General features: G+C 73.3%; 17 protein-coding genes and 1 tRNA gene. 6 read left to right on the top strand and 12 right to left on the bottom strand.

The features are described from left to right. Window positions 1–5: 5 nt before the first annotated feature. The 5 genes from mtrA to EWV39_RS09575 all read right to left on the bottom strand — a co-directional run bounded on the left by mtrA (window position 6) and on the right by EWV39_RS09575 (window position 4,883). Window positions 6–695, bottom strand: a complete 690-nt coding sequence (mtrA, locus tag EWV39_RS09555; RefSeq protein WP_129658959.1) for an MtrAB system response regulator MtrA — start codon at window positions 693–695, stop codon at window positions 6–8. Window positions 696–845: 150 nt separating this feature from the next. Further along, complete coding sequence (locus EWV39_RS09560) at window positions 846–1,862, bottom strand: hypothetical protein (RefSeq protein WP_129658961.1); 1,017 nt, start codon at window positions 1,860–1,862, stop codon at window positions 846–848. After that, window positions 1,855–2,271: a chorismate mutase gene (locus EWV39_RS09565; RefSeq protein ID WP_129658963.1), complete on the bottom strand. Its 417-nt coding sequence runs from the start codon at window positions 2,269–2,271 to the stop codon at window positions 1,855–1,857. The genes EWV39_RS09560 and EWV39_RS09565 overlap by 8 nt, the downstream gene beginning before the upstream one ends. Before the next feature lie 44 nt (window positions 2,272–2,315). Further along, complete coding sequence (mnmA, locus tag EWV39_RS09570) at window positions 2,316–3,503, bottom strand: tRNA 2-thiouridine(34) synthase MnmA (protein WP_129658965.1); 1,188 nt, start codon at window positions 3,501–3,503, stop codon at window positions 2,316–2,318. A 171-nt stretch (window positions 3,504–3,674) separates the two neighbouring features. Beyond that, window positions 3,675–4,883 (bottom strand): cysteine desulfurase family protein, encoded by a 1,209-nt coding sequence (locus tag EWV39_RS09575; protein ID WP_272947838.1) that lies wholly within the window; start codon window positions 4,881–4,883, stop codon window positions 3,675–3,677. Window positions 4,884–5,095: 212 nt separating this feature from the next. Between EWV39_RS09575 and EWV39_RS09580 the strand changes: the two genes are divergently transcribed. Then, window positions 5,096–5,560 (top strand): tRNA (cytidine(34)-2'-O)-methyltransferase, encoded by a 465-nt coding sequence (locus EWV39_RS09580; protein WP_129658967.1) that lies wholly within the window; start codon window positions 5,096–5,098, stop codon window positions 5,558–5,560. An 82-nt stretch (window positions 5,561–5,642) separates the two neighbouring features. On the opposite strand, the gene EWV39_RS09585 is transcribed toward EWV39_RS09580, so the two are convergent. Continuing rightward, complete coding sequence (locus tag EWV39_RS09585) at window positions 5,643–7,214, bottom strand: S1C family serine protease (RefSeq protein ID WP_129658969.1); 1,572 nt, start codon at window positions 7,212–7,214, stop codon at window positions 5,643–5,645. 227 nt (window positions 7,215–7,441) lie between these two features. Between EWV39_RS09585 and EWV39_RS09590 the strand changes: the two genes are divergently transcribed. The 3 genes from EWV39_RS09590 to EWV39_RS09600 all read left to right on the top strand — a co-directional run bounded on the left by EWV39_RS09590 (window position 7,442) and on the right by EWV39_RS09600 (window position 10,384). After that, the gene (locus EWV39_RS09590) at window positions 7,442–9,016 is read left to right on the top strand and encodes a coiled-coil domain-containing protein (RefSeq protein WP_129658971.1); all 1,575 of its coding nucleotides are present in this window, start codon (window positions 7,442–7,444) and stop codon (window positions 9,014–9,016) included. Window positions 9,017–9,140: 124 nt separating this feature from the next. Further along, entirely contained in the window at window positions 9,141–9,857 is a 717-nt protein-coding gene (locus EWV39_RS09595) for a PspA/IM30 family protein (protein ID WP_129658973.1), read from the top strand. A gap of 128 nt (window positions 9,858–9,985) precedes the next feature. Beyond that, window positions 9,986–10,384, top strand: a complete 399-nt coding sequence (locus EWV39_RS09600) for an ArsR/SmtB family transcription factor (protein ID WP_238148217.1) — start codon at window positions 9,986–9,988, stop codon at window positions 10,382–10,384. Window positions 10,385–10,692: 308 nt separating this feature from the next. On the opposite strand, the gene EWV39_RS09605 is transcribed toward EWV39_RS09600, so the two are convergent. The 3 genes from EWV39_RS09605 to EWV39_RS09615 all read right to left on the bottom strand — a co-directional run bounded on the left by EWV39_RS09605 (window position 10,693) and on the right by EWV39_RS09615 (window position 15,420). Beyond that, window positions 10,693–10,766, bottom strand: a tRNA-Met gene (locus tag EWV39_RS09605). Window positions 10,767–11,108: 342 nt separating this feature from the next. Further along, window positions 11,109–14,156 carry a UPF0182 family membrane protein gene (locus tag EWV39_RS09610; protein WP_129658975.1) on the bottom strand — a complete coding sequence of 1,016 codons (3,048 nt, stop codon included), beginning with the start codon at window positions 14,154–14,156 and terminating at the stop codon, window positions 11,109–11,111. 169 nt (window positions 14,157–14,325) lie between these two features. Further along, window positions 14,326–15,420 carry a YlbL family protein gene (locus EWV39_RS09615; RefSeq protein WP_129658977.1) on the bottom strand — a complete coding sequence of 365 codons (1,095 nt, stop codon included), beginning with the start codon at window positions 15,418–15,420 and terminating at the stop codon, window positions 14,326–14,328. Between the two features lie 197 nt (window positions 15,421–15,617). Between EWV39_RS09615 and EWV39_RS09620 the strand changes: the two genes are divergently transcribed. Beyond that, entirely contained in the window at window positions 15,618–16,997 is a 1,380-nt protein-coding gene (locus tag EWV39_RS09620; protein WP_129658979.1) for a zinc-dependent metalloprotease, read from the top strand. On the opposite strand, the gene EWV39_RS09625 is transcribed toward EWV39_RS09620, so the two are convergent. Further along, on the bottom strand, window positions 16,940–17,557 hold the full coding sequence (locus EWV39_RS09625; RefSeq protein ID WP_129658980.1) for a M48 metallopeptidase family protein: 618 nt from the start codon (window positions 17,555–17,557) through the stop codon (window positions 16,940–16,942). The two genes, EWV39_RS09620 and EWV39_RS09625, sit on opposite strands and share 58 nt — an antisense overlap. A gap of 222 nt (window positions 17,558–17,779) precedes the next feature. Here EWV39_RS09625 and EWV39_RS09630 point away from each other — a divergent pair, with 222 nt between their 5' ends. After that, window positions 17,780–18,490 carry a hypothetical protein gene (locus EWV39_RS09630; protein WP_129658982.1) on the top strand — a complete coding sequence of 237 codons (711 nt, stop codon included), beginning with the start codon at window positions 17,780–17,782 and terminating at the stop codon, window positions 18,488–18,490. A gap of 39 nt (window positions 18,491–18,529) precedes the next feature. Here EWV39_RS09630 and EWV39_RS09635 read toward each other — a convergent pair whose 3' ends face one another. After that, on the bottom strand, window positions 18,530–20,302 hold the full coding sequence (locus EWV39_RS09635; protein ID WP_129658984.1) for an ATP-dependent helicase: 1,773 nt from the start codon (window positions 20,300–20,302) through the stop codon (window positions 18,530–18,532). Window positions 20,303–20,307: 5 nt separating this feature from the next. Then, a complete protein-coding gene (gene nudC / locus EWV39_RS09640) occupies window positions 20,308–21,342 on the bottom strand; it encodes an NAD(+) diphosphatase (RefSeq protein WP_129658986.1) in 1,035 nt (344 codons plus the stop codon). Window positions 21,343–21,395: the final 53 nt, after the last annotated feature.

The following is a 21,395-nucleotide window of genomic DNA, read 5'->3' on the forward strand; positions in this document are numbered from 1 at the left end:
GGGCCTCAGCGCCGGACCAGGTGCGCGTTGGCCTTGTAGCCGACTCCGCGGACGGTCTGGATCAGCTGCGGCTTCTCGGGGTCCTTCTCGATCTTGGCGCGCAGGCGCTGGACGTGGACGTTGACCAGGCGGCGGTCGGCGTCGGTGTCGTATCCCCAGATGCGCTGCAGCAGCGTGTCGCGGGAGAGCACCTGCCCCGGCTCCTGGGCGAGGTTGACCAGCAGGTCGTACTCGAGCGGCGTGAGGCGCACGGGCTCGCCGTCCCGCGTCACGGCGCGGCCGGCGAGGTCCACGTGCAGGTCCCCGATCTCGAGCCGCTCGGCCGGGCGGGAGTCCCCGGTGCGCAGCCGGGTCCTGATGCGGGCCAGCAGCTCGGCCGGCTTGAAGGGCTTGGCGATGTAGTCGTCCGCCCCCGCCTCCAGGCCCCTGACCACGTCCTCCGTGTCGGACTTGGCGGTCAGCATGATCACCGGGACGTCGGAGCTCTCGCGGATGCGCTCGCACACCTCGATGCCGTTGATGCCGGGGAGCATGAGGTCCAGCAGCACCAGATCCGGGTCGTAGCTGTCGAAGGCGGCCAGGGCGCGGTCCCCCGTCTCGCAGAACGTGGGCTCGAAGCCCTCGTTGGACAGGACGATCCCCACCATCTCGGCCAGGGCCTCGTCGTCGTCCACCACCAGAATGCGCGCTTTCACTCGCCCTCCCCTCCGGGTCCTCCCGCCGCAGCCGGCCGGGCCCGCGGGGGCGCCGGGCGAGCGTGCGCAGGTCGTCTCGTACGATTCTCTTCCAGTCAAGAGTACGCGAAAAGCGGGCCCGACGCGGCGGGACGGGCCGGGCCCGGCGCGCTACTCGCGGGACAGCTCGTGCAGCCCCTCGGCGATTGCGGCGCTGCGGGCGAGCACGCTCGTCGCCCGGGCCGGGGAGATGCCGGTGAGCGGGCCCTCCTCCTCGATCCGCAGCCGGTCCAGGGCCTCCGGCCCGAGGCCCAGGTCCCGCCACAGCCGCCAGAGGCGGCGGACGGCGGGCACCGCGGAAGCACCGTCGCGCACCGGCGTCGTGCCCAGCCAGATCATCTTCCCGCGCTCGACGTCGGCGGCCAGCGGCTCCCAGGCGGCGGTGGCATCCCCCGGATCGCGCACCGCGACGCCGTCGAACTCCCGGCTCAGCTCCGGATTCGGCGCCGCGCCGCCGGTGTCCAGGATCGACCCGACGCCCAGCGCCCGGCTTGCCTCCGCGATCCGGGCCAGGGCCGAGCGCGCCTCGCCCCGGGGCAGCGCGCGCAGGGTGCGATACCCGCTGGAGGTGGGGATCCGAGCCTCCAGGGCCGCCGCGGCGTCGGGCTCGCACCAGCGGATCAGGAGGTCCTCGCCGTCCAGGGCCTCGCGCAGCCGGGCCACCGTGCCCGCCAGCCCCGCCTCGAGCGAGGCCGCGAGGTCCCGCCGGGCGCCGTGATCGCTCAGCACCGACTCGCCGTTGGCCAGGCGCAGGGCGGCGGCCAGGCTCACCGGCCCGGTGAGGGAGAGCACCAGCCCGCCGCGGTGCGCGGGGCCCTCCTCCCCGACGACGTCGGCCAGCACGTTGACGTCGCTGGCGAGCATCGAGGCCGCGGCCCGGGACTCGACCGAGGGGACCTCGCGCAGCCGCCAGCCGAAGGCCTGGCCGTCGGCGTGCAGCCCCTCCAGGCCCGCGATCGTGCGCGCCAGCCGGGTCGAGGCGTATCCGCGCCCGAGCTCGGGCAGCGCCCCGAGGTGCGGATGCCCCAGTTCGCCGCGCACCGCCAGCAGGCTCTCGCGCAAGTCCGAGCCGGGCAGCTCTCCCCGGGTGCCGGCCAGGGCCCGGTCCCGCTCCTGCACCTCAGGCACCGTTCTCGGGCGCCTCGGTCCGGTGGTCCTCGGCGATGCGCTCGTGGTGGCGGATGACCTCGCTGATGATGAAGTTCAGGATCTTCTCCGCGAACTCGGGATCCAGGTGCGCCGCCTCGGCCAGGCCGCGCAGGCGCTGGATCTGGGCGGCCTCCCGGCCGGCGTCGCCCGGGGGGAGGTCGTGCTGGGCCTTGAGGTACCCCACGCGCTGGGTCGCCCTGAAGCGCTCGGCGAGCATGTGCACGAGGGCGGCGTCGATGTTGTCGATGGTCTGCCTGATGCTCAGCAGCTCCTCGAAGATCGAGGGGTCGACGTCGCTCAGGGAGGTCGCGCGCGCGTCGAAGTCGCTGTGGGCGGTGGACTCGGCGCCGGGGCTCCGGGACTGGTTCGCGTGGGGATGTTCCGTCATGATGGGCCCAGTCTACCGATCCGCCCGCCGCGCCCGCGCAGGCCTCACACGCTGATGTCGGGGCGGTCCAGGGAGTACGCGCGGTGGATGGTCGCCTGCCCCAGCACGCGGGTCCCCTGGTAGATGACCAGGGTCTGGCCGGGGGCGACGCCGCTCAGGGACTCCCGCAGCCGGACCACCAGCTCGCGCGCCGGCTCGCCGTCGACCTCGCCTCGCACCAGCCGGGCGGTCGCGGGGACCGGGTCGGCGTGGGCCCTGACCTGAGCCATCACGTCGAAGGGCTCGGAGGGCTCGGCGTCGGCGGTCCCGGCGGCCTCCTCAGCGGCGTAGAAGCCCCGCGCCTGCTCCACGGGCTCCCCCGCCCAGGTCTCGCGGATGCCGCGGATCTCGTCCACGGCCAGCAGCTCCCGTGGTCCCACCACGACCTCGTTGCTCTTGGGCCGGATCTCCAGGACGAAGCGGGGCTTGCCGTCCGCCGCGGGGCGGCCGATGGACAGGCCCTTGCGCTGGCCGACCGTGAAGGCGCGGGCGCCCCGGTGGGTGCCGAGCACCTCACCCTCGGTGTCGCGGATCTCGCCCTCCTCCAGCTCGATCCGCTCCTCGAGCCAGCCGCGCGTGTCGCCGTCGGGGATGAAGCAGATGTCGTGCGAGTCCGGCTTCTTGGCGATCGAGAAGCCGCGCTCGGCCGCCTCGGCGCGGACCTCGGCCTTGGTGGGCGTCTCGGCCAGGGGGAACAGGGAGTGCCGCAGCTGCTCGTGGGTCAGGACCCCGAGGACGTAGGACTGGTCCTTGGCCCAGTCGGCCGCGCGGTGCAGCTCGCGGTTGCCCGCGGCGTCCTCGGTCACCTTCGCGTAGTGGCCGGTGCACACGGCGTCGAACCCCAGCGCCACCGCCTTCTCCAGCAGCGCCGCGAACTTGATCTTCTCGTTGCAGCGCATGCAGGGGTTGGGGGTGCGACCGTTGGCGTACTCCTCGACGAAGTTGTCCACCACGTCCTCCTTGAAGCGCTCCGAGAAGTCCCAGACGTAGAAGGGGATGCCGAGGGCGTCGCACACGCGGCGGGCGTCCGAGGAGTCCTCGATCGTGCAGCAGCCGCGGGATCCGGTGCGCAGGGTGCCGGGCATCCGGGAGAGCGCGAGGTGCACGCCGACGACGTCGTGTCCGGCGTCGACCGCCCGTGCCGCGGCGACCGCCGAGTCGACGCCGCCGCTCATCGCTGCCAGAACTCTCATGTGCACCCCTGTTGGTCGTCTCGCGTCCGCCGGCCGGGCCGGGCGCGCTGGCCCGGCGGCCAGCCCGCGACTCTACAACGCCCCCGGCGGGCGCACAATTCCCCGGCTCACATCGACAAGGGGCGGAGCCCGGTGCCGCGGAGGGCCGCGAAGCCGTGGGCCGCCGGTCCCTCAGGCCCAGCGACCGCTGGGCGCGTGGTCGGCCATCCCCGCGCTGCGGGCCTGCGCGTAGGCCGCCGGGATGACCTCGAGCAGCCGCTCCACGTCCTCGGCCGTGCTCGCGTGCCCGAGGGTGAAGCGCTGGGCCCCGCGGGCCTCGGCCTCCCCCACGCCCATCGCCAGCAGCACCTCGGAGGGGCGCGGCACCCCGGCGTTGCAGGCGGATCCGGTGGAGCTCTCGACGCCGGCCATGTCCAGAAGGAACAGCAGCGAGTCCCCCTCGCAGCCGGGGAAGGTGAAGTGGGCGTTGCCGGGCAGCCGGTGCTCGCGCCCGAGCTCGGCCGGTCCCCGCAGCACGGCCTCGGGCACGGCGCGGGCCATCCCCTCGACCAGCCGGTCCCGCAGCCCCGCGATGCGCTCGGACTCCGCCGCCAGGCCCTCGGCGGCCTCCCGGGCCGCGGCGCCGAAGCCCGCGATCGCCGGGGCGTCCACGGTCCCGGAGCGGACGTCGCGCTCCTGGCCACCGCCGTGGACGAGCGCCTCGAGCGGGGCGGTCCGCGTCGCCACCAGGGCGCCGACCCCCATGGGCGCGCCGATCTTGTGCCCCGAGACGGCCATCGTGGTGGCCCCCGAGCCGTGGAAGTCCAGCGGGAGGGCGCCGAAGGACTGGACGGCGTCGGTGTGGAAGGGGACCCCCGCCGCGGCCGCGACCTCCGCGAGCCGGGCGATCGGCTGCACGGCGCCCACCTCGTTGTTGGCCCACATGACCGAGACCAGCGCGACGTCGTCGGCTCCCCCGGCCAGCAGCCGCTCCAGGTCCGCGGGGTCCGTCCGCCCGTCCGTGTCCACCGGCAGCCGCTCGATCCGCGCGCCCTGCCGGCGGGCCAGCCACTCGGCGCAGTCCGCCACGGCGTGGTGCTCGATCCCGGAGACGACGACGCGCGGGCGGCTGGATCCCCCGGCGTTGCGTCCCCAGTACAGCCCCTTGATCGCGAGGTTGTCCGCCTCCGTCCCGCCGGAGGTGAAGATCACCTCGGCCGGATCCGCCGAGAGCGCCGCCGCGACCCGCTCCCGGGCCTCCTCGACGACGCTGCGCGCGGAGCGCCCCGCCGAGTGCAGGGAGGAGGGGTTGCCGCCGCGGCGCAGCTGCTCCGTCATCGCCTCGAGGGCGTCGGGGCTCACCGGCGTCGTCGCCGCATGGTCGAGATACACGCGCTGCACCGCGGTCCTCCTCCTGGTCGTCTCCTGCTCCTCCGGCGGCCCGCCCGGCCGCCGCGTCCAGTCTAATTCCGCCAGCCGGTCTGGTTCCGCCGCCCGGTCTGATTCCGCTGCCCGCCGGGGCCCTGCCGTCTGGTCCCGCCGTACGGGGCCGGGCCGCCCGGGCAGAGCGCTCCGGCAGGCCCGTCCCCTCCGGAGGGCCTAGACTGGCTCGGGTGTTCCATCTGCTGTTCTACACCCCCGAAATCCCCGGCAACACCGGCAACGCGATCCGACTCGCGGCCGTGACCGGAGCCCACCTGCACCTGGTCGAGCCGCTCGGCTTCGACTTCGCCGACGCGAACCTGCGCCGGGCGGGGCTGGACTACCACGACCTCGCCGTCGTCACGGTCCACCCGAGCCTCGAGGCCGCCTGGGAGGCCCTGGGGCCCGCCCGCGTCCTGGCCTTCAGCACCACCGGCACCACCGGATACGCCGAGGTGGAGTACCGCGAGGGCGACGTGCTGATGTTCGGCCCCGAGTCCGTGGGGCTGCCCGAGGAGGTCCAGGCCGACCCGCACGTGAGCAGGCGGCTCCGGATCCCGATGCTGCCCGGCCGCCGCTCCCTGAACCTCGCCAACTCGGCCTCGATCGCGCTCTACGAGGCCTGGCGGCAGAACGGCTTCGGCGGGGTCCGCTGAGACGCGGGCGGCCGGCCCCCTCGCCGGGAGGGGCGTTTCCCTCACGGGGACGGGCGCGCAGGACGCGGCCGGCCCTGCCCCGCTACTGCCCGGAGTCCTCTGAGTCACCGATCGTCACGTCCGCGGTCCGCTCCGAGCCGCCGCGCTGGTAGGAGATCGAGATCTCGTCGCCCGGCGAGTGCTCGCGGATCGTGGCCGTCATGGACTCGGCGTCGGTGACGCGGCGGCCGTCCACCTCGGTCACGACGTCGCCCGCCTTCAGGCCCGCCGAGGAGGCCGGCGACCCGCCCACCACGGAGCGCACCTCGGCCCCGTCGCTGAAGGACTGGCTCTGGCTGTCGTTGGCCGGGTGCGAGGACACCGTGGCGCCCAGGTAGCCGTGGCTGGCCGAGCCGTCCTCGATCAGCTCCTGCGCCACGCGCTGGGCGTAGTCGATGGGGATCGCGAAGCCGACGCCGATGTTCCCCTCGGCCGAGGAGGTCCCCGAGTCGGAGCCGGAGCCCGCCGAGGCGATCGCCACGTTGATGCCGATGACCTCGCCGTCGGCGTCCACGAGCGCGCCGCCGGAGTTGCCCGGGTTGATCGCCGCGTCGGTCTGCATGACGTTGAGCGCGATGGTCGACTCGCCCTGCGAGCCCCGGGTGCCGCCGTCCTGGTCCGGGAACTCGAAGCGGAACGGCGAGGAGCCCTCCGAGCCCTGGGAGGAGTCCGTGGAGTCCCCCTCGGGCGCGGCCGAGGAGGCCACCGAGATGGTCCGCGAGAGGTTGGAGACGATTCCGTCCGTGACCGTGCCCGAGAGCCCGAGCGGTGCGCCGATCGCGACGGCGATGTCGCCCACGTTCAGCGCCGAGGAGTCGCCCATGGTGGCCGGGGTGAGGTTCAGGCCCGAGGGGTCGACCTTGATGACGGCCAGGTCCGACGTCGGGTCCGTGCCGACGATCTGCGCCGTGCGGGCCGTCCCGTCGGAGAGCTGGACCTCGATGGAGGGGCTGCTCGTGGAGCCGTCCAGGGTCACCACGTGGGTGTTGGTGAGAATATGCCCCTGGCCGTCCAGGACGACGCCGGAGCCGCTGCCGCTCTCGCTGGACCCCGCCACAGAGATCGTGACCGTCGAGGGCGAGGCCTTCTCGGCCGCCGCGGTCACCGCGTTCACGGAATCGGTGTTGTTGACGATAGTCGTGGCGGAGTTGGTCCCCTGCGACGTCGTCTGGGAGGCGGGCTGGGACATCAGCGCCGACGTGCCGACCGCGGCACCGCCGCCCACCAGGGCCGCCAGCACCATGCCAGTGATCAACGTCCCGGCGCCGAAGCGGCGGCGGGAGCCCTCGGGGCGGGCGCCGCCGTAGGGCTCGCCGGGGGCCGGCGCGTAGCCCGGGGCGGCCTCGTAGGACTGCTCCGGGCCCTGACCGGGGGGCTGGGCCGGTCCCTGTCCATAGGGCTGGTCCGGCCTCTGGCCGTAGGGCTGGTCCGGACCCCGGCCGTACGTCCGCTCCGCTCCTGGGCGGGGCGCCTGCCCCGCACCGCGGGGGTCGGCGGGCCGGCCCTCGGCGGCGCTCGGCTCGCGGCCGGGCGCCGGCTCGGGGCCCTGGCCGCGGCCGGGCTCACGGCCCGGCTCGCCGGACCAGGGGTGATCGCTTCTGGGATGCTCGCTCATCGCAGGCCTTCTTCCACCATGTTTCTGCCGTCGGTCCCATCCTCGCCGGGAGGGCTGTGGCGATGTTGGGTGTTTTCTGGAAGCCGGCTGATGCTCGGCCCCCAAGCTCCTGCGACCGCCTCCCCGGCACCGTCCCGCCCGACTCCCGATTGCCTACACTGTCAGTAGATGCACAAGTTCATTGTGCACCGAGGGGAGCGCCCCGGCGCCTGAAGCGAGGAGACATCGTGTCATCAGCACTGTCGATCGGCCCCGCAGCGGTCGTGGCCGCCTCCGGCGGGAGCGTCCTGATGCTGGCGGGGGCGCTGCTGCTGGGCGGCGTGGTCCTGCTCGGCGGGGGCGCGCTGTGGCTGCTCCAGCGGCGTCGGGCGCCGTGGCGCCGGAGGGAGCGGGGCTCCTCCCCCGCCGCCTCGCCCCGTCCCGGTGCGGCCCCGCCCGCCGGATCAGCCGCCCCGGAGCCCCTCGAGAGCCTGCGCGAGCGGGCCGGATCGCTCCTGGTGAGCACCGACGACGCCATCGCGCACAGCGAGCAGGAGCTCGCCTTCGCCCAGGCCCAGTACGGGCAGGAGCAGACCGGGCCCTTCCGCGAGGCGATCGACCGGGCCTCCGGGCACCTGCGGCACAGCTTCCAGCTCCAGCGTCAGCTCGAGGACGAGATCCCGGACACCGAGGACGACCGTCGCGCGTGGCTCACCGAGATCGTGCGCGGCTGCGAGGAGGCCCAGCGCTCGCTGCGCGCCCAGGAGCGCGGCTTCGCCGAGCTGCGCCGCCTGGAGCTCGACGCCGGCCGGGCGGTCGAGCGCCTCGCCGAGGCCATCGAGGCCGCCCGCCAGCGCCTGCCCGAGGCCGAGCGGGAGCTGGACCGGCTGCGCTCGCGGTACGCGGAGTCGGCGGTCGAGACGGTCGTGGAGAACGTCTCCGAGGCCCGGGAGCGCCTCGGGTTCGCGGAGCGGGCCGCGGGCGAGGCGCACGAGGCCCTGGCTGCCGCGGACACCTCGGAGGCGGTGCTGGACGTGCGCGCCGGTGAGGAGGCCGTGGGCCAGGTGGACGGCCTGGTCCGGGCCATCGCCAGGACCAGCGCCGAGATGGAGGCCGCGACGCGCTCGCTGGAGGAGGCCCTCTCCCGCGCCCGGGCCGACCTCGCGGAGGCGCACGGGCTGCTGGAGCGGGGAGGCTTCGGCGACCTCGCCGGGGCCGCGGCCGGCGTCGAGAGCGTGGTGGAGGGCATCGAGCGCGAGCGCGCGGCGGGGCCGAGCGACCCGCTGGCCCACGCCCGCCGCCTGGCCGAGGCCCGCGCCGAGCTGGACCGCGGGCTGCGCAGCGTGCGCGACCAGAACCAGCAGGACCGGGCCGCCCGCGAGACGCTGGCCCACACGCTCGTCTCCGCGCAGGCCCGGCTCTCCTCGGCCTCCGACTTCCTCTGGTCCCGCCGCGGCGCCGTCCGCGCGGAGGCCCGGACCCGCCTGCACGAGGCCGAGCGGCACCTGGAGACGGCGCAGCGGCTGCGCGCGAGCGACCCCTCGGAGGCGCTCACCCACGCCAACGAGGCGATCCGGCTGGCCGAGGACGCCCAGCGGATGGCGATGGGAGACACCCGCGAGTTCTCCTCCGAGCGGGACCGGCACGACGGCGGGGGGATGGACTCGGCGGCCCTCGGCGGCATCCTGCTGGGGACGCTGCTCAGCGGGGGCGGCCGGGGGCGCCGCATCGGCGGCTCCTTCGGCGGGGGCTTCGGCGGCGGCCGCGGTGATCCGCCGGGCGGCTACGGCGGGTTCGGCGGCGGCATCGCCGGCCCGCACTGAGCACCCCGCCCCGAGGCGGGCGGACGCCCGGACCCGGGCTCCGTCTCCCGCCGCGGGAGCGGATCTGAGACGATGAACACAGCAGCGGGGCGACCGCCACCGCGCATCGGCAAGAGAGGCAACCATGGTTAAGCAGTCCATCTTCGGGCGCATCGCCCAGCTCGCGAAGGCCAACATCAACTCCATGATCGACGCCGCGGAGGACCCGCAGAAGATGCTCGATCAGATGGTCCGCGACTACAAGAACAACATCGTGGAGGCCGAGCAGGCGGTGGCCCAGACCATCGGGAACCTCCGCATGCTCGAGGAGGACCACGCCGAGGACGCCCGGGAGGCGGAGGAATGGGGCCAGAAGGCCCTGGCGGCCTCCCAGAACGCCGACAGGCTCCGCGGCGAGGGCGACGCCGCCGACGCGGACAAGTTCGACAACCTCGCCAAGGTCGCCCTCCAGCGGCAGCTGGCGGCGGAGAAGGAGGCCCGCGACGCCGAGCCCCAGATCGCCTCCCAGACCGAGACGGTGGAGAAGCTCAAGGACGGCCTGAACCGGATGCGGTCCAAGCTGGACGAGCTCGCCCGCAAGCGCGACGAGCTCAACGCCCGCCAGCGCTCCGCCAGCGCGCAGAACCAGGTCAACGACGCGCTGAAGGCCTTTGACGTCATGGACCCCACCAGCGAGGTCACTCGGTTCGAGGAGAAGGTGCGGCGCGAGGAGGCGCGCGTGCGCGGGGCCGAGGAGCTCGCGTCGTCGTCCCTGGACGCGCAGTTCGAGGCGCTCGAGGACCTGACCCAGCAGTCCGAGGTCGACGCCCGGCTCGCCGCCCTGAAGCGCCAGCAGTCCTGAGCGCCCTCCTCCGAGCGGCGGCCGGGCCCGGCAAGGGGCCCGGCCGCCGCTTTTCCGCCCGGCAGGCCCTCCTTCCCGGCGCCCTCACCGCCTCACACCCTGCCCGCATCCCTCGTGAAAGGACCCTCGTGCCCGTACCCGACGACGCCGTGGACCTCGACAGCTACCGAGACGTCTGCCACCTCTTCGCGGCCCTCTCCTCCCCCGCCCGCGCCGCCACGATCCACCTGCTGAGCCAGGGCGAGAAGACTGTGGGCGAGCTCCACGAGCTGCTCGGCATCTCCCAGCCCCTGCTCTCGCAGCACCTGCGGAGCCTGCGCGAGGCCAGGCTCGTGATCGGGAGGAGGGAGGGCCGGTCCATCCACTACCGCCTCGCCGACGAGCACGTGGCCCACGTCTTCCTCGACGCGCTGACCCACTCCCGGCACGAGGAGGGCACGGGGGCCTTCCGGGGAGGAGACAGGGGTGGAGAAGGGCTGAGAGAGCCCATGAGGGCCGTGAAGACCCGCCAGGACGGTGGAGGCTGACCCGGCTGGCCTCGCGGCCAACCTCGGCCGGCCTCGCGGCGGCGGTCCGCTACCGAGGCCGTAACCGCGGCCGTGGCCGGGTTTGGCCTTGGCGGGGTCCGCTCCAGGGTCGGGCGGCGCCTCGGCGGAACAGAGGCGGTGTCGGAGGGGCGGTCAGCGCCCCCACCCGTACTGCTGGCCTGAGACCCGCACTGCTGGCCTGGGCTCGGGGCGGGGCCGGAACGCCGTCGTGCATCGCTGAGCCCCGGGCAGGCGAAAGGCCCCCATCCCGAAGGATGGGGGCCTTTCCGTCTGCCGTGAGACTCTCGTTGCGGGGGCAAGATTTGAACTTGCGACCTCCGGGTTATGAGCCCGGCGAGCTACCGAACTGCTCCACCCCGCGGCGACTCATATAACTATACGATCCCTCCCCCAACCCTGCAAGTCGAAAGGGCCATAAGTGGTCCATCTCACGAAAAGGAGTCGGAGACGCCGCGGATCGGCCCTTATTCCGGCCCGACAGCGGGCCGGGCCCGGCGGCCATCCCGCTCCGACAGCCGCTCCAGATGGTTCGAAGGCCTGACCCGGACGGATCGAGGGCCTGACTCGTCTGGGCCGAGCACCCGCCACGGACCGCACCCGACGGCCCCGGATCATTCCCGGACGACCCCCAGAACGGCCGGAGGCCCGGCGGCGGGATCTCCGGATCCTGCCGCCGGGCCTCCGGCGTTCTTCGGGCAGTGGGCTACTCGCTGGGCGAGGGCGAGGGGCTCGCGGACTCCTCCGAGACCCCGTCCGCCTCCAGCGCCCGGTCCAGCGCCTGCGACAGGCGGTCCTGAGCCTCGCCGTAGGCGGCCCAGTCACCGTCCTGCATCGCCTGGTCGGCGTCCTGCAGGGCCTGGTTGGCATCCTGCAGGGCCCCGTCGAGGCCGCCGCTGCCGCCGCCGCTCTCGGGCGACGCACCGTCGCCCTCGGCGCCGGTCCCGCCCTGGCTGTCCGCCTCGGCGGCGTCGACGCCGGCGTCGGCCGCGGTGTTCGCCCCGGAGTCTCCGCCGAAGACCTCGTCCAGCGCCTCCTCCAGCGTCGGTGCGAAGCCGACCTGCTCGCCGAAGCCGACCAGCACGCGCCGCAGCGTCGGGTAGGACGCATCGCCGCTGGACTGGACGTAGACCGGCTGGACGTAGAGGATGCCGTCGCCGACCGGGAGGGTCAGCAGGTTGCCGTTGACGACCTCGGAGGCGCCCTGGCGCAGCAGGTTCAGCTCCGTGGAGACGTCGGTGTCCGAGTTGAACAGGTTCTGCGCCTGGCCCGGGCCGGGCACCACGGAGGAGCGCGGCAGCTCGAGCAGGTCCAGCTTGCCGTAGTCCTCGGCCTTGACGCCGTCCTCGCCGGTGCCCGCGTCGCCGTTGGCGGCGAGGAAGCCGTACATGACGTTCCGGGAGTTGCCGTCCGACTGCTGCGGGATGAAGGAGCTGGTCAGCGAGAAGGCCGCCTGGTCCTCCCCCGGCATCTGCAGCGACTGGTAGTACGGCGGCAGGTCGGTCGCGGCGTCCTGGGTGGGATCGTTGGGGATCTCCCAGACGTCGTCGTTGGCGTAGAAGCTGTTGGCGTCGGTCACGTGGTACCGGTTCAGCAGCTCGCGCTGGACCTTGAACAGGTCCTCCGGGTAGCGCACGTGGTCCATCAGCTCGGAGCTCATCTCCGAGTACGGCTTCACCGTGTCCGGGAAGACCTTCTGCCAGGCCTTGAGGACCGGATCCTCGTCATCCCAGGCGTAGAGCTCCACGGAGCCGTCGTAGGCGTTGACGGTGGCCTTGACGGAGTTGCGGATGTAGTTGACCTGCTCGTTGGGCAGCGCCTGGGTCACCCCCGCCTGCGTCTGGCTGTCGGTGGTGGCGTCGCCGAGCTCGGTGGGGGTCGAGTACGGGTAGTCCTGCGACGTCGTGTAGGCGTCCACGATCCACTTGACCTGGCCGTCCACGATCGCCGGGTACGGGTTGCCGTCCACCGTGAGGTAGGGGGCGACCTGCTCGACGCGGGTGGTGGGGTCGCGGTCGTAGAGGATCTGCGACTCCGGCCGCACAGCCTCGGAGAGCAGCAGGTCCGAGGACTGGTACTTGATGGCGTAGGCCAGGCGGTTGAACCAGTTGCCGACCGCGGGGCCGCCCTCGCCGGAGAAGGTGGTGCTGGCGTCGCTCGACTCGTCGTCGTCGGTGGTCTGCGGGCGGTCCAGCTCGAGGTCGTCGTCCTCCTCCGAGCCGCCGACGATCGAGTACTCCGGGGAGGTCTCGCCGAAGTAGATCCGCGGCTGGTAGTCCTGGGAGATCTCGCCCGTGGCGGTGATGCCCGACTGCATGAACCGCGGGCTGCCGTCGGCCTCGACCTGGTTGCCGTATGCCGCGATGACGCCGAACCCGTGGGTGTAGACCACGTGCTGGTTGTACCAGCCCTGGTTCTGGTTGGGATTGAGCTCGCGCGCCGAGATGACGGTGTCCCTGGTCTGGCCGTCGATGTCGTAGCGGTCCACCGAGAGGGTCTCGCCGAACTGGTAGTACGGGCGGAACTGCTGCAGCTGAGCGAAGGCGCTGGAGACCACGTTGGGGTCGAGCAGGCGGATGTTGGAGATCGACGGCGTGTCCCCGCCGAGGGCCCCCTCGCCGGCCTCGACCGTGGCATCGTAGTCCTGCATCTCCATGCCGGCCAGGCCGTAGGCGTCCCGCGTCATGTCGATGTTGCGCTGGATGTACTCGTTCTCCAGGGTCTGCTCGGTCGGGTTGACCTGGAAGCGCTGGACGATCCACGGGTAGAGGCCGCCGGCCACCAGCGAGATCACCAGCAGCATCGCGGTGCCGATCAGCGGGATGCGCCAGCGCCCGGCCACCGTGGAGTAGAGGAACATCACCGCGACCAGCAGGGCGGCGACGGCGAGGATCGCGTTGGTGGGGATGACGGCGTTGACGTCGGTGTAGAGGGCGCCGCTCCACTCGCCGGAGTTGGACTGCAGCGTCGCGTAGCGGCCCAGCCAGAAGTTCACGGCGAGCGCGATCAGCAGCACCGCGGCGATGACGCCCAGGTGCAGCTTGAAGGCCTTGGTGGTCCTGATCCCGCGCTCCTGGACGACCACGCCGCCGTAGAGGTAGTGCATGATCAGCCCGGCGATGCCGGAGAAGATCAGGGCGGTGATGAGGAAGCCGAGCACCATCCGCAGGAACGGCAGGGTGAACATGTAGAAGCCCATGTCCAGGCCGAACTCGGGGTCGGTCTGCCCGAACGGCTCCTGGAACAGGAAGAGCATGATCGTGTCCCACTGGGTCAGGATCGTGGAGGCCGAGAACAGGCCGATGACCACCGGGATCGCGATCATGAGGAGCCGGCGCATCGGCTCGAGGGCCTGCTGGTAGCGCTCCATGTTCTGGTTGAAGACCGCCTGCAGGTCCGCCATGGGATCCTGCCCGCCGCTCTCGCGCGGGGCCCGCGGCTTCGGCGCCGGCCGGTCCGCCGGGCGGGAGGACCACGCGATCCGGAGGCTGGCGTAGATGAGGCCGGCCATCACCAGGCCCGCGACGACGAAGGCCGCGATCTTGATGAGGTTCTCGCGCACGTAGACGCTCAGGAAGCCGAGCTGGTCGTACCACAAGACGTTGGTGTAGACCTGCGTGGCGAAGACGAAGGCGATGATCAGGGCGATGACGATGACCGCCGTCGTGATCAGGGGCCGGCGGCTCACGGCGCGACCGCCGGTGCCGCCTGAGCTGCCTCTGGATGGACGGGAAGCTGATGATCCTGTGGTCACGGTTTCCTCAAGGAGCGATAACGGAAAAGGTCCCACCGGGCGGCGTGCGAGAAGGCGACGCACCGGCCACAGCCGTCGGCCGCTGCCCGGCGCACAGGCTGTGGGTTAACATTCTGCCTGGTTTGCCGCGCGAACGTGGAATCACGGCGGTCGCGGCGGGTCGCCCGGATCAGGCCGCCGAGCCGTTCTCGCAGTGGGGGAACGACGCCGGGTCCTCCCCCGCGCCGATGCGCTGGACCGCGTCGGCGGCCTCGTCCAGGTCGTGGACCTCGACAACCGAGAGGCCGTCCGGGACGTGCCCCGAGACCTCGTCGCAGTTCTCGGAGGGCGCAATGAAGACCGAGGCCCCGGCGTCGCGGGCCCCGATCAGCTTCTGCCGGATCCCGCCGATGGAGCCGACCTTGCCCTCGGCGTCGATGGTGCCGGTGCCCGCGAAGTGCTCGCCGCCGGTCATGCTGCCCTCGGTCAGCTCGTCGACGATCCCCAGGGCGAACATGGTGCCGGCGCTGGGGCCGCCCACCTGCTCGAGCCCGTAGGTGACGTCGAAGGGGAAGTCGAAGTCCCGCTGCAGGTACAGGCCCAGCAGGTAGCGCCCGGAGGAGCCGTCCCGCTGCGGGGTGACCTCGGAGGTCCGCTCCTGCCCGTCGGGGGTCCGGTAGGTCAGGGAGACCGGGGCCCCGCCGCCCTGCTGGAGGGCCTCGCCGAGCTGGTCCAGGCCCTCGATGGGGCGGCCGTCCAGGGCGAGCAGGACGTCGTCCTCCCCCAGGTCCGACGCCGCGGCGTCGGGGGCCGCGCCGGTGACCCGGAGCGTCTCGGTGTAGTCGAGCCCGAGGTGGCTGGCGGCGGCGGCCTGGGCGGCGCTCTGCGAGTCGGTCATCTCCGCCGCGTTCTGGGAGCTCACGTCCTCCGTGGTCAGCTCCGGGGAGTAGACGGCGTCGGAGGGGAAGGCGGTGGAGCCGGGGTCGAGCCAGGCCCCCAGCACGGACAGGGCGCTCGTGGGGCCGTTGGGGCCGCCGGAGACGAAGACCGTGGTCAGGTCCAGGTTCCCCTCGGTCGGGTAGGTCTGCATCCCCTCGATGCCGATCAGCTGCTTCCCCTCGTAGTCGCCGATCGTGTTGAAGGTCGGGCCGGCGGAGTCGGTCACGAAGGACGGCGGGAGGACGGCGCCTGCGGCGAGCAGGAGGAAGGTCGCGATGCCGGCGGCGGCGCCCAGGCCCGGACGCCGACGCCGTCCCCTCAGGGTGTGCGTGCGGCGCTGGGGCATGGCCGGTCCTTCCGTCGATCCGTGGGCATCCACGCCATGCTAGCGCACGGCTCCCCTCGGAGAATCTGTGCCAACAGCTGAAAAAACGGGCCTCCGCGTGCCGCGCGGCCCCGCGGTGCTCTTTAATGGTGGGTAGATGTAAGGACGTCAGCCCGCCGGAGCCGCCGGCCCCGGCCCGACGAGGACCGCGAGGAATCATGACTTCGAACAACCCGAACGGCAACCACGACGACCACGGGGAGAACCCCTTCGAGGAGATCATGCGCAAGCTCTCCTCGGGGCAGGGTCTGAACCCCGAGGATCTGCAGGGCATGGGGATGCCCATGGACCCGGCCATGATGTCGGGGCTCTTCGCCCAGATCCAGTCGATGATGTCGGGGATGAACTCCGATGGCTCCGTCAACTGGGACCAGGCGCGCCAGCACGCTCGCCAGCTCGCCAGCAGCGGCTCGGACCCCGCCGTGTCCTCCCGGCAGAAGTCCGCGGTCAAGGACGCGATGCAGCTCGCGCAGCTGTGGCTGGACCCCGTGACCGACTTCGACCGGCCCCCCTTCGCCGAGGAGGCCTGGTCGAGGGCGGAGTGGGTCGAGAACAGCTTCGCCACGGTGCGGCAGATCTCCGAGCCCGTGGCGCTCTCGGTCACCGAGGCCATGGGCGAGGCCCTGAACAAGCAGATGCCGGAGGAGCTAAAGTCGATGCTCGGCCAGGGCGCCTCCATGCTCACCGGGATGAGCGGCATGATGTTCGCGATGCAGCTCGGCCAGGCGCTGGGCGGGCTCTCGCAGGAGGTGGTCTCCTCGACCGACATCGGCATCCCGCTGGCGCCGGACCGCAGCGCGCTGCTGCCGCGCAACATCGCCGAGTTCGGCGAGGGACTGGACCTGCCGCCCCAGGAGATCATGCTCTTCCTCGCCGTCCGCGAGGCCGCGCACATCCGGCTCTACCACTCCAGCCCGTGGCTGCGGGAGAACATCATGGAGCTGATCGAGCGGTACTCCCGCGGGATCCACGTGGACATGGACCGCATCGAGGAGGCGAGCCGGGACATCGACCCCTCCAACCCCGAGTCGATGCGCCAGGCGCTGAGCGGGGACCTCTTCCAGCCCCAGCTGACGGAGGACCAGGAGGTCACCCTCGCCCGGCTCGAGACGCTGCTGGCCCTGGTCGAGGGCTGGGTGGACCACGTCAGCACCGAGGCCACGAAGAACCTGCCGAGCGGCCCCGCGCTGACCGAGACCCTGCGGCGCCGGCGCGCCGGGGGCGGGCCGGCGGAGAAGACCTTCGGCTCCCTCATCGGCCTCGAGCTCAGGCCGCGCCGGCTGCGGGAGGCCTCGCAGTTCTGGAGCAGCTACGCCGAGCAGCACGGCGTCGAGCAGCGCGACGCCCTGTGGGGGGCCCCGGAGAACCTTCCGACGGGCGAGGACCTCGACGAGCCCGAGCGCTTCGGCGAGAGCCGCGGGCTGCTGAACGCGAGCGACGAGGAGATGGACGCCGCCCTGGAGAAGCTGCTCTCCGGAGGCTACGAGGAGGGCGAGGACGAGGGCCCGCAGGATCCCGAGGGGCCCAAGGCCTCCTGATCCGGCTCCGCGCCGGGGCCCAGGCCGCTCTGGTGCAGCATCCCCTCGAGGAAGGCCCGCGCCCGCTCCATCTGCGGGTAGCGGGCCTCCAGTCGTCTGAAGCGGGCGTTGTGCGAGGCCTCGAGGAGGTGGCACAGCTCGTGGTGGATCACGTAGTCGAGCACGTACTCCGGCACGCCCCGCAGGCGGTGCGAGATGCGGATGCTGCCGCGCGCCGGCGTCGTGGAGCCCCAGCGCGTGTTCTGGTTGGTGACCCACCGGATGGAGCGGGGGCGGACCTGGGGGCCCAGGTGGGCCTGCGCCACCGCCCGGGCCCGGGCCGCGAGCGCGGCGTCGTCCGGTGCGCCGCCGTCCGGACCCGAGCGCCGCAGCCGGGGCAGCAGGCGGTCCAGGTGCTCCAGGGCCTCGGCCCGGGAGACGGAGGCGGGGACCATCAGGAGGATCCCCTCTCCCTCGCGCCGCGCGCTCACGGTCTTGCGCCGGCGGGCCGAGCGGCGGATCTCGACGGCGGGACGGGCTGCGGTGGCGGCGAGGCGTTCCCGCTCCGGCAATGAGGGCATAGGAGCATCCTATGCTTCCCGCCGGGCGCTGCGCCGAGCGGGCCCGGCGATGTGGGCGGCCGGGGCGGTGCGCGGCCGGCTGGGCGGCGCGCAGCCGGGCAGGAAGCGGTGCGGCGCGCGGCCGGGCGGGAGGCAGTGCTGCGCCGGAGGCCGGGCCGTGGCGGAGGCAGCGGCTGTGGAGAAGCTCGGTCCCGGCCGCCGGCCGCGTGCGATGGTGGGGGCATGAGCTCCTCCTCCCCTCCCGGGGCCCGGCCGCCGGCGCCGGGCCGGGTCCTGCTGATCGGCCTGGACGGCCCGGTGCTCGGGCTGCTCTGCGCGCTGGCGGAGGGTCCGGGGCCGCTGCCGCACGTGCTGGAGCGGCGCTGCATCGGGCGGCGCGACGTCGTCGCCGGCCACTACCCCGCGCGGCTGCTGGGGAGGCCGCGCCTCGCCCACGCCTTCGCCCGCCTGGCCGGCCGCCATCCCCACGTGCTGCCGGAGTCCGGCAGCCGTCCCGAGGACCCGCTGCTGGAGGAGGCCCTCGGCAGGTTCCGCGCGGGCGCGCCGGGACCCCACGTGGCCGAGGGGCTCGTGGCCCGCTTCGACCTCGTGGTGCAGACCCTCGCGCCATGGCACCGGTACGAGTGGGATCCTCCGCTGGTGCCGGGAACGCCGGCGCTGCAGTTGCTCCTGGCGGAGGACGGCTCCCTGCGGTGCCTCGGGCCGGGCCCGTGGGAGGAGCGCTGGTGCCTTTCCTGCCTGGTGCGCGCGGCGGCGGGCGAGCCGGCCGCGGATCTCCCCGAGGTACTGGGGAGGATACGAGAGGCGCTCGGAGCCTCCGGGGCGGGGGCGAGCCGGCCGGGGACGCTGGGAACGCCCGCGGAGACCGCGCCGTGGGCACGGGCCGGCGGCTGCCTCTGCCGCCTCGGGGCGAGGGACGGCCTCGGCCCCTGACCCGCCGCTTCCGGACGCGCCGGAACGCGCCGGACGCCGCTAGGCCAGGTGCGCCGCCTTCGGGGCCAGGTCCTTGAGAAAGCGGGAGCGGCGCCGGTTGGAGCGCCCGCCCGGCGTCCTGGAGAGCGACCATGACAGCGAGAGCCGCTCGCGCGCGCGGGTGATGCCGACGTAGAGGAGCCGCCGCTCCTCGTCGATCTCGTCCCCCGTCTCGGCGAAGCCGATGGGCATCAGGCCGTCGCTCAGCCCGCACAGGAAGACCGCGTCCCACTCCAGGCCCTTGGCCGAGTGCAGAGAGGCCAGGGTCACCCCGTCCATCACCGGGGCGTCCTGGTGGGCGACGCGCCGGGCCAGGTCCTCCACCAGCATCGGCACCGTGAACTCGCCCTCGTGCGCCGCGGCCAGCCGGTCGGTCAGCGAGACCAGCGCGGCCAGCGACTCCCACTTGGCGCGCACCGCCCCGCCGCTGGCCGGCGGCCTGTCCCGGTAGCCGAGCGATGCCAGGCAGTCCCGCACGATCTTCGTGGCGGGCTCCTCGCTCGCGGCCCGGGCGGCCGAGCGGATCTGCAGGATGCCCTGCTTGACCTCGGGCCGGTTGAAGAACTTCTCCGTGCCGCGGATCTGGAAGCCGACGCCGGCGTCGGCCAGCGCCTGCTCGATCGCCTGCGACTGGCCGTTGGTGCGGAACAGCACCGCGATCTCCGAGGCGGGCACTCCCTCGCGCTGGATGAGCTCCTTGACGTCCTCGGCGATCCCGGCGGCCTCCTGCTCGTCGTCGGCGTACTCGAACCACTCGGGCTCGGGGCCGGAGGAACGCTGGGCGCGCAGCTCCAGCGGCGGGGCCCAGGCGCCCGGCGTCGAGTCCCGGGCGGGCCTCCGGTCCGCCAGCAGCCGGTTGGCGAGCCCCACCACCTGCGGCGTCGAGCGGTAGTCCCGCACGAGCCGGACGACCTTGCCCTCCGGGTGCTTGGCCGGGAAGTCCAGCAGGTGGCGCGAGGTCGCGCCGGTGAACGAGTAGATCGTCTGCGAGGCGTCGCCGACCACGCACAGCTCCTCCCGCTTCCCGAGCCAGCAGCGCAGCAGCCGCTCCTGCAGCGGGGAGACGTCCTGGTACTCGTCGACCACGAAGTGGCGGTACTGCTGGCGGACTGCGGCCGCGACGGCGTCGTCCTCCTCGAGGATCGCGACGGTGGCCAGCAGCACGTCCTCGAAGTCGATCGCGTTGCGCTCGGTCTTGAGGTCCTCGTAGCCGCGCATGACCCGAGCGAGGCTCTGCGGGGTGAACCCGGCGGGGAGGTCCCGGTGGGCCAGGTGCTCCTCGACCGTGTCGGGGGTCAGCATCGAGACCTTGGACCACTCGATCTCCGCGGCCAGGTCCCGGATCACGGCTCGGTCGGTGCTGAAGCGCAGCCGGGAGGCCGCCTCGGAGATGAGCTGCGCCTTGTGGGACAGCAGCTGGGGCGGGGTCCCGCCCACGGCCTGGGGCCAGAAGTACTGCAGCTGGCGCAGGGCGGCCGCGTGGAAGGTGCGCGCCTGCACGCCCGGCGCGCCGAGCATCCGCAGCCGGTTGCGCATCTCGTTCGCGGCGCGGGCGGTGAAGGTCAGCGCGAGCACCCGCTGCGGCACGTACGCGCCGGAGGCGATCCCGTAGGCGATGCGGTGGGTGATGGCCCGGGTCTTGCCGGTGCCGGCGCCGGCCAGCACGCAGACCGGTCCGCTGATGCTCGTGGCGACCTCGCGCTGCTCCGGGTCCAGCCCCTCGAGGACCTGGTCCGGGCTCGGCGGCGCCGCGCCCTCGACGGCGGTGTCCATGGGGTTCAGAATGACCGTCCTCCCTCCGGCTCGGGCTCGGGCAGGGGGCCGCCGTACCAGTCGGCGATGAGGTGGTGGGCGATCGAGACCGCTCCGGGCAGGATCAGGCGGCCCGCGAGCACCTCGGACTCCAGCTCCTCGCGGGTGAACCAGCGGACGTGTGCGATCTCCTGGCCGTCGGGGCGGGCGGCCTCCCGCTCGACGGCGCGGGCCCTGAACCCGAGCATCAGCGAGCGCGGGAAGGGCCACGGCTGCGAGCCGCGGTACTCCACGCGGTCCACCTCGACCCCCGACTCCTCCCAGATCTCCCGGGCCGCGGCAGCCTCGAGGGACTCGCCGGCCTCGACGAAGCCCGCGAAGGTCGAGAACCTGCCCTCCGGCCAGCGGGTGGAGTGGCCCAGCAGGAGGCGCTCGACGCCGGCGTCGTCGGTGTGGACGACGGCGGCGATGATGGCGGGGTCGGTGCGGGGGAAGATCTCGCGGTCCTCCGCCTGGCACACCCGGGCCCAGCCGCCGTGCGCGATCCTGGTGGCCGAGCCGCAGCTCGGGCAGTGCGGGCCCTCGGCGTGCCAGGTGGCCAGGGCCACCGCGATGGTCGCCCAGGTGGCCTCCTCGGCGTCGAGCCGCGGGGCGACCTCCCGCAGGCCCTCCCACGTCTCGTCCGCGCACTCCGGCCGGTCCCCCGGCCACGGGTCCCCGGCCTCCATCTGCTCCGGCAGGGTCTCGGGCCGGAAGTCCAGGACCACCGGGGCGCCGTCGGAGGAGGTGCCCAGGTGGGCCAGCTCCTGCTCGCCGCGGCGCGCGGGGTCCTCCCCGGTCAGCTCCTCGGACCCGCGCCAGGCCAGCCGGGCCGAGCCCTCCGCGGCGCGCACGGGCATGCTCCCGTCCCGCAGCGGCAGGACGCGCACGCGCGGATCCCGCAGCGCGGCGCCGATCGGATCGGTGGTCTCCCGCTCCGCGCCGCTCCTGCTCACGGGATAGGTGCCCAACAGCACCGTGCCCAGCGGGGAGGAGGGGAAGACGTCTCGGGTGGGTCTCATGTTGCTCAGCCGGCTTTCATGTGTCTCTAGTAGTCTGAAGGACGTGACTTTAA

The sequence above is a fragment of the Rothia halotolerans genome (assembly GCF_004136635.1).
In the GTDB taxonomy this organism is placed as follows: domain Bacteria; phylum Actinomycetota; class Actinomycetes; order Actinomycetales; family Micrococcaceae; genus Rothia; species Rothia halotolerans.

Excerpts from the sequence above, each read along its gene's own strand:
- EWV39_RS09565 (WP_129658963.1), bottom strand. The coding sequence starts at position 2,271 with ATGACGGAACATCCCCACGCGAACCAGTCCCGGAGCCCCGGCGCCGAG.
- mnmA (WP_129658965.1), bottom strand. The coding sequence starts at position 3,503 with ATGAGAGTTCTGGCAGCGATGAGCGGCGGCGTCGACTCGGCGGTCGCC.
- EWV39_RS09585 (WP_129658969.1), bottom strand. The coding sequence starts at position 7,214 with ATGAGCGAGCATCCCAGAAGCGATCACCCCTGGTCCGGCGAGCCGGGC.
- EWV39_RS09595 (WP_129658973.1), top strand. The coding sequence starts at position 9,141 with ATGGTTAAGCAGTCCATCTTCGGGCGCATCGCCCAGCTCGCGAAGGCC.
- EWV39_RS09615 (WP_129658977.1), bottom strand. The coding sequence starts at position 15,420 with ATGCCCCAGCGCCGCACGCACACCCTGAGGGGACGGCGTCGGCGTCCG.
- EWV39_RS09620 (WP_129658979.1), top strand. The coding sequence starts at position 15,618 with ATGACTTCGAACAACCCGAACGGCAACCACGACGACCACGGGGAGAAC.
- EWV39_RS09625 (WP_129658980.1), bottom strand. The coding sequence starts at position 17,557 with ATGCCCTCATTGCCGGAGCGGGAACGCCTCGCCGCCACCGCAGCCCGT.
- EWV39_RS09630 (WP_129658982.1), top strand. The coding sequence starts at position 17,780 with ATGAGCTCCTCCTCCCCTCCCGGGGCCCGGCCGCCGGCGCCGGGCCGG.
- EWV39_RS09635 (WP_129658984.1), bottom strand. The coding sequence starts at position 20,302 with ATGGACACCGCCGTCGAGGGCGCGGCGCCGCCGAGCCCGGACCAGGTC.
- nudC (WP_129658986.1), bottom strand. The coding sequence starts at position 21,342 with ATGAGACCCACCCGAGACGTCTTCCCCTCCTCCCCGCTGGGCACGGTG.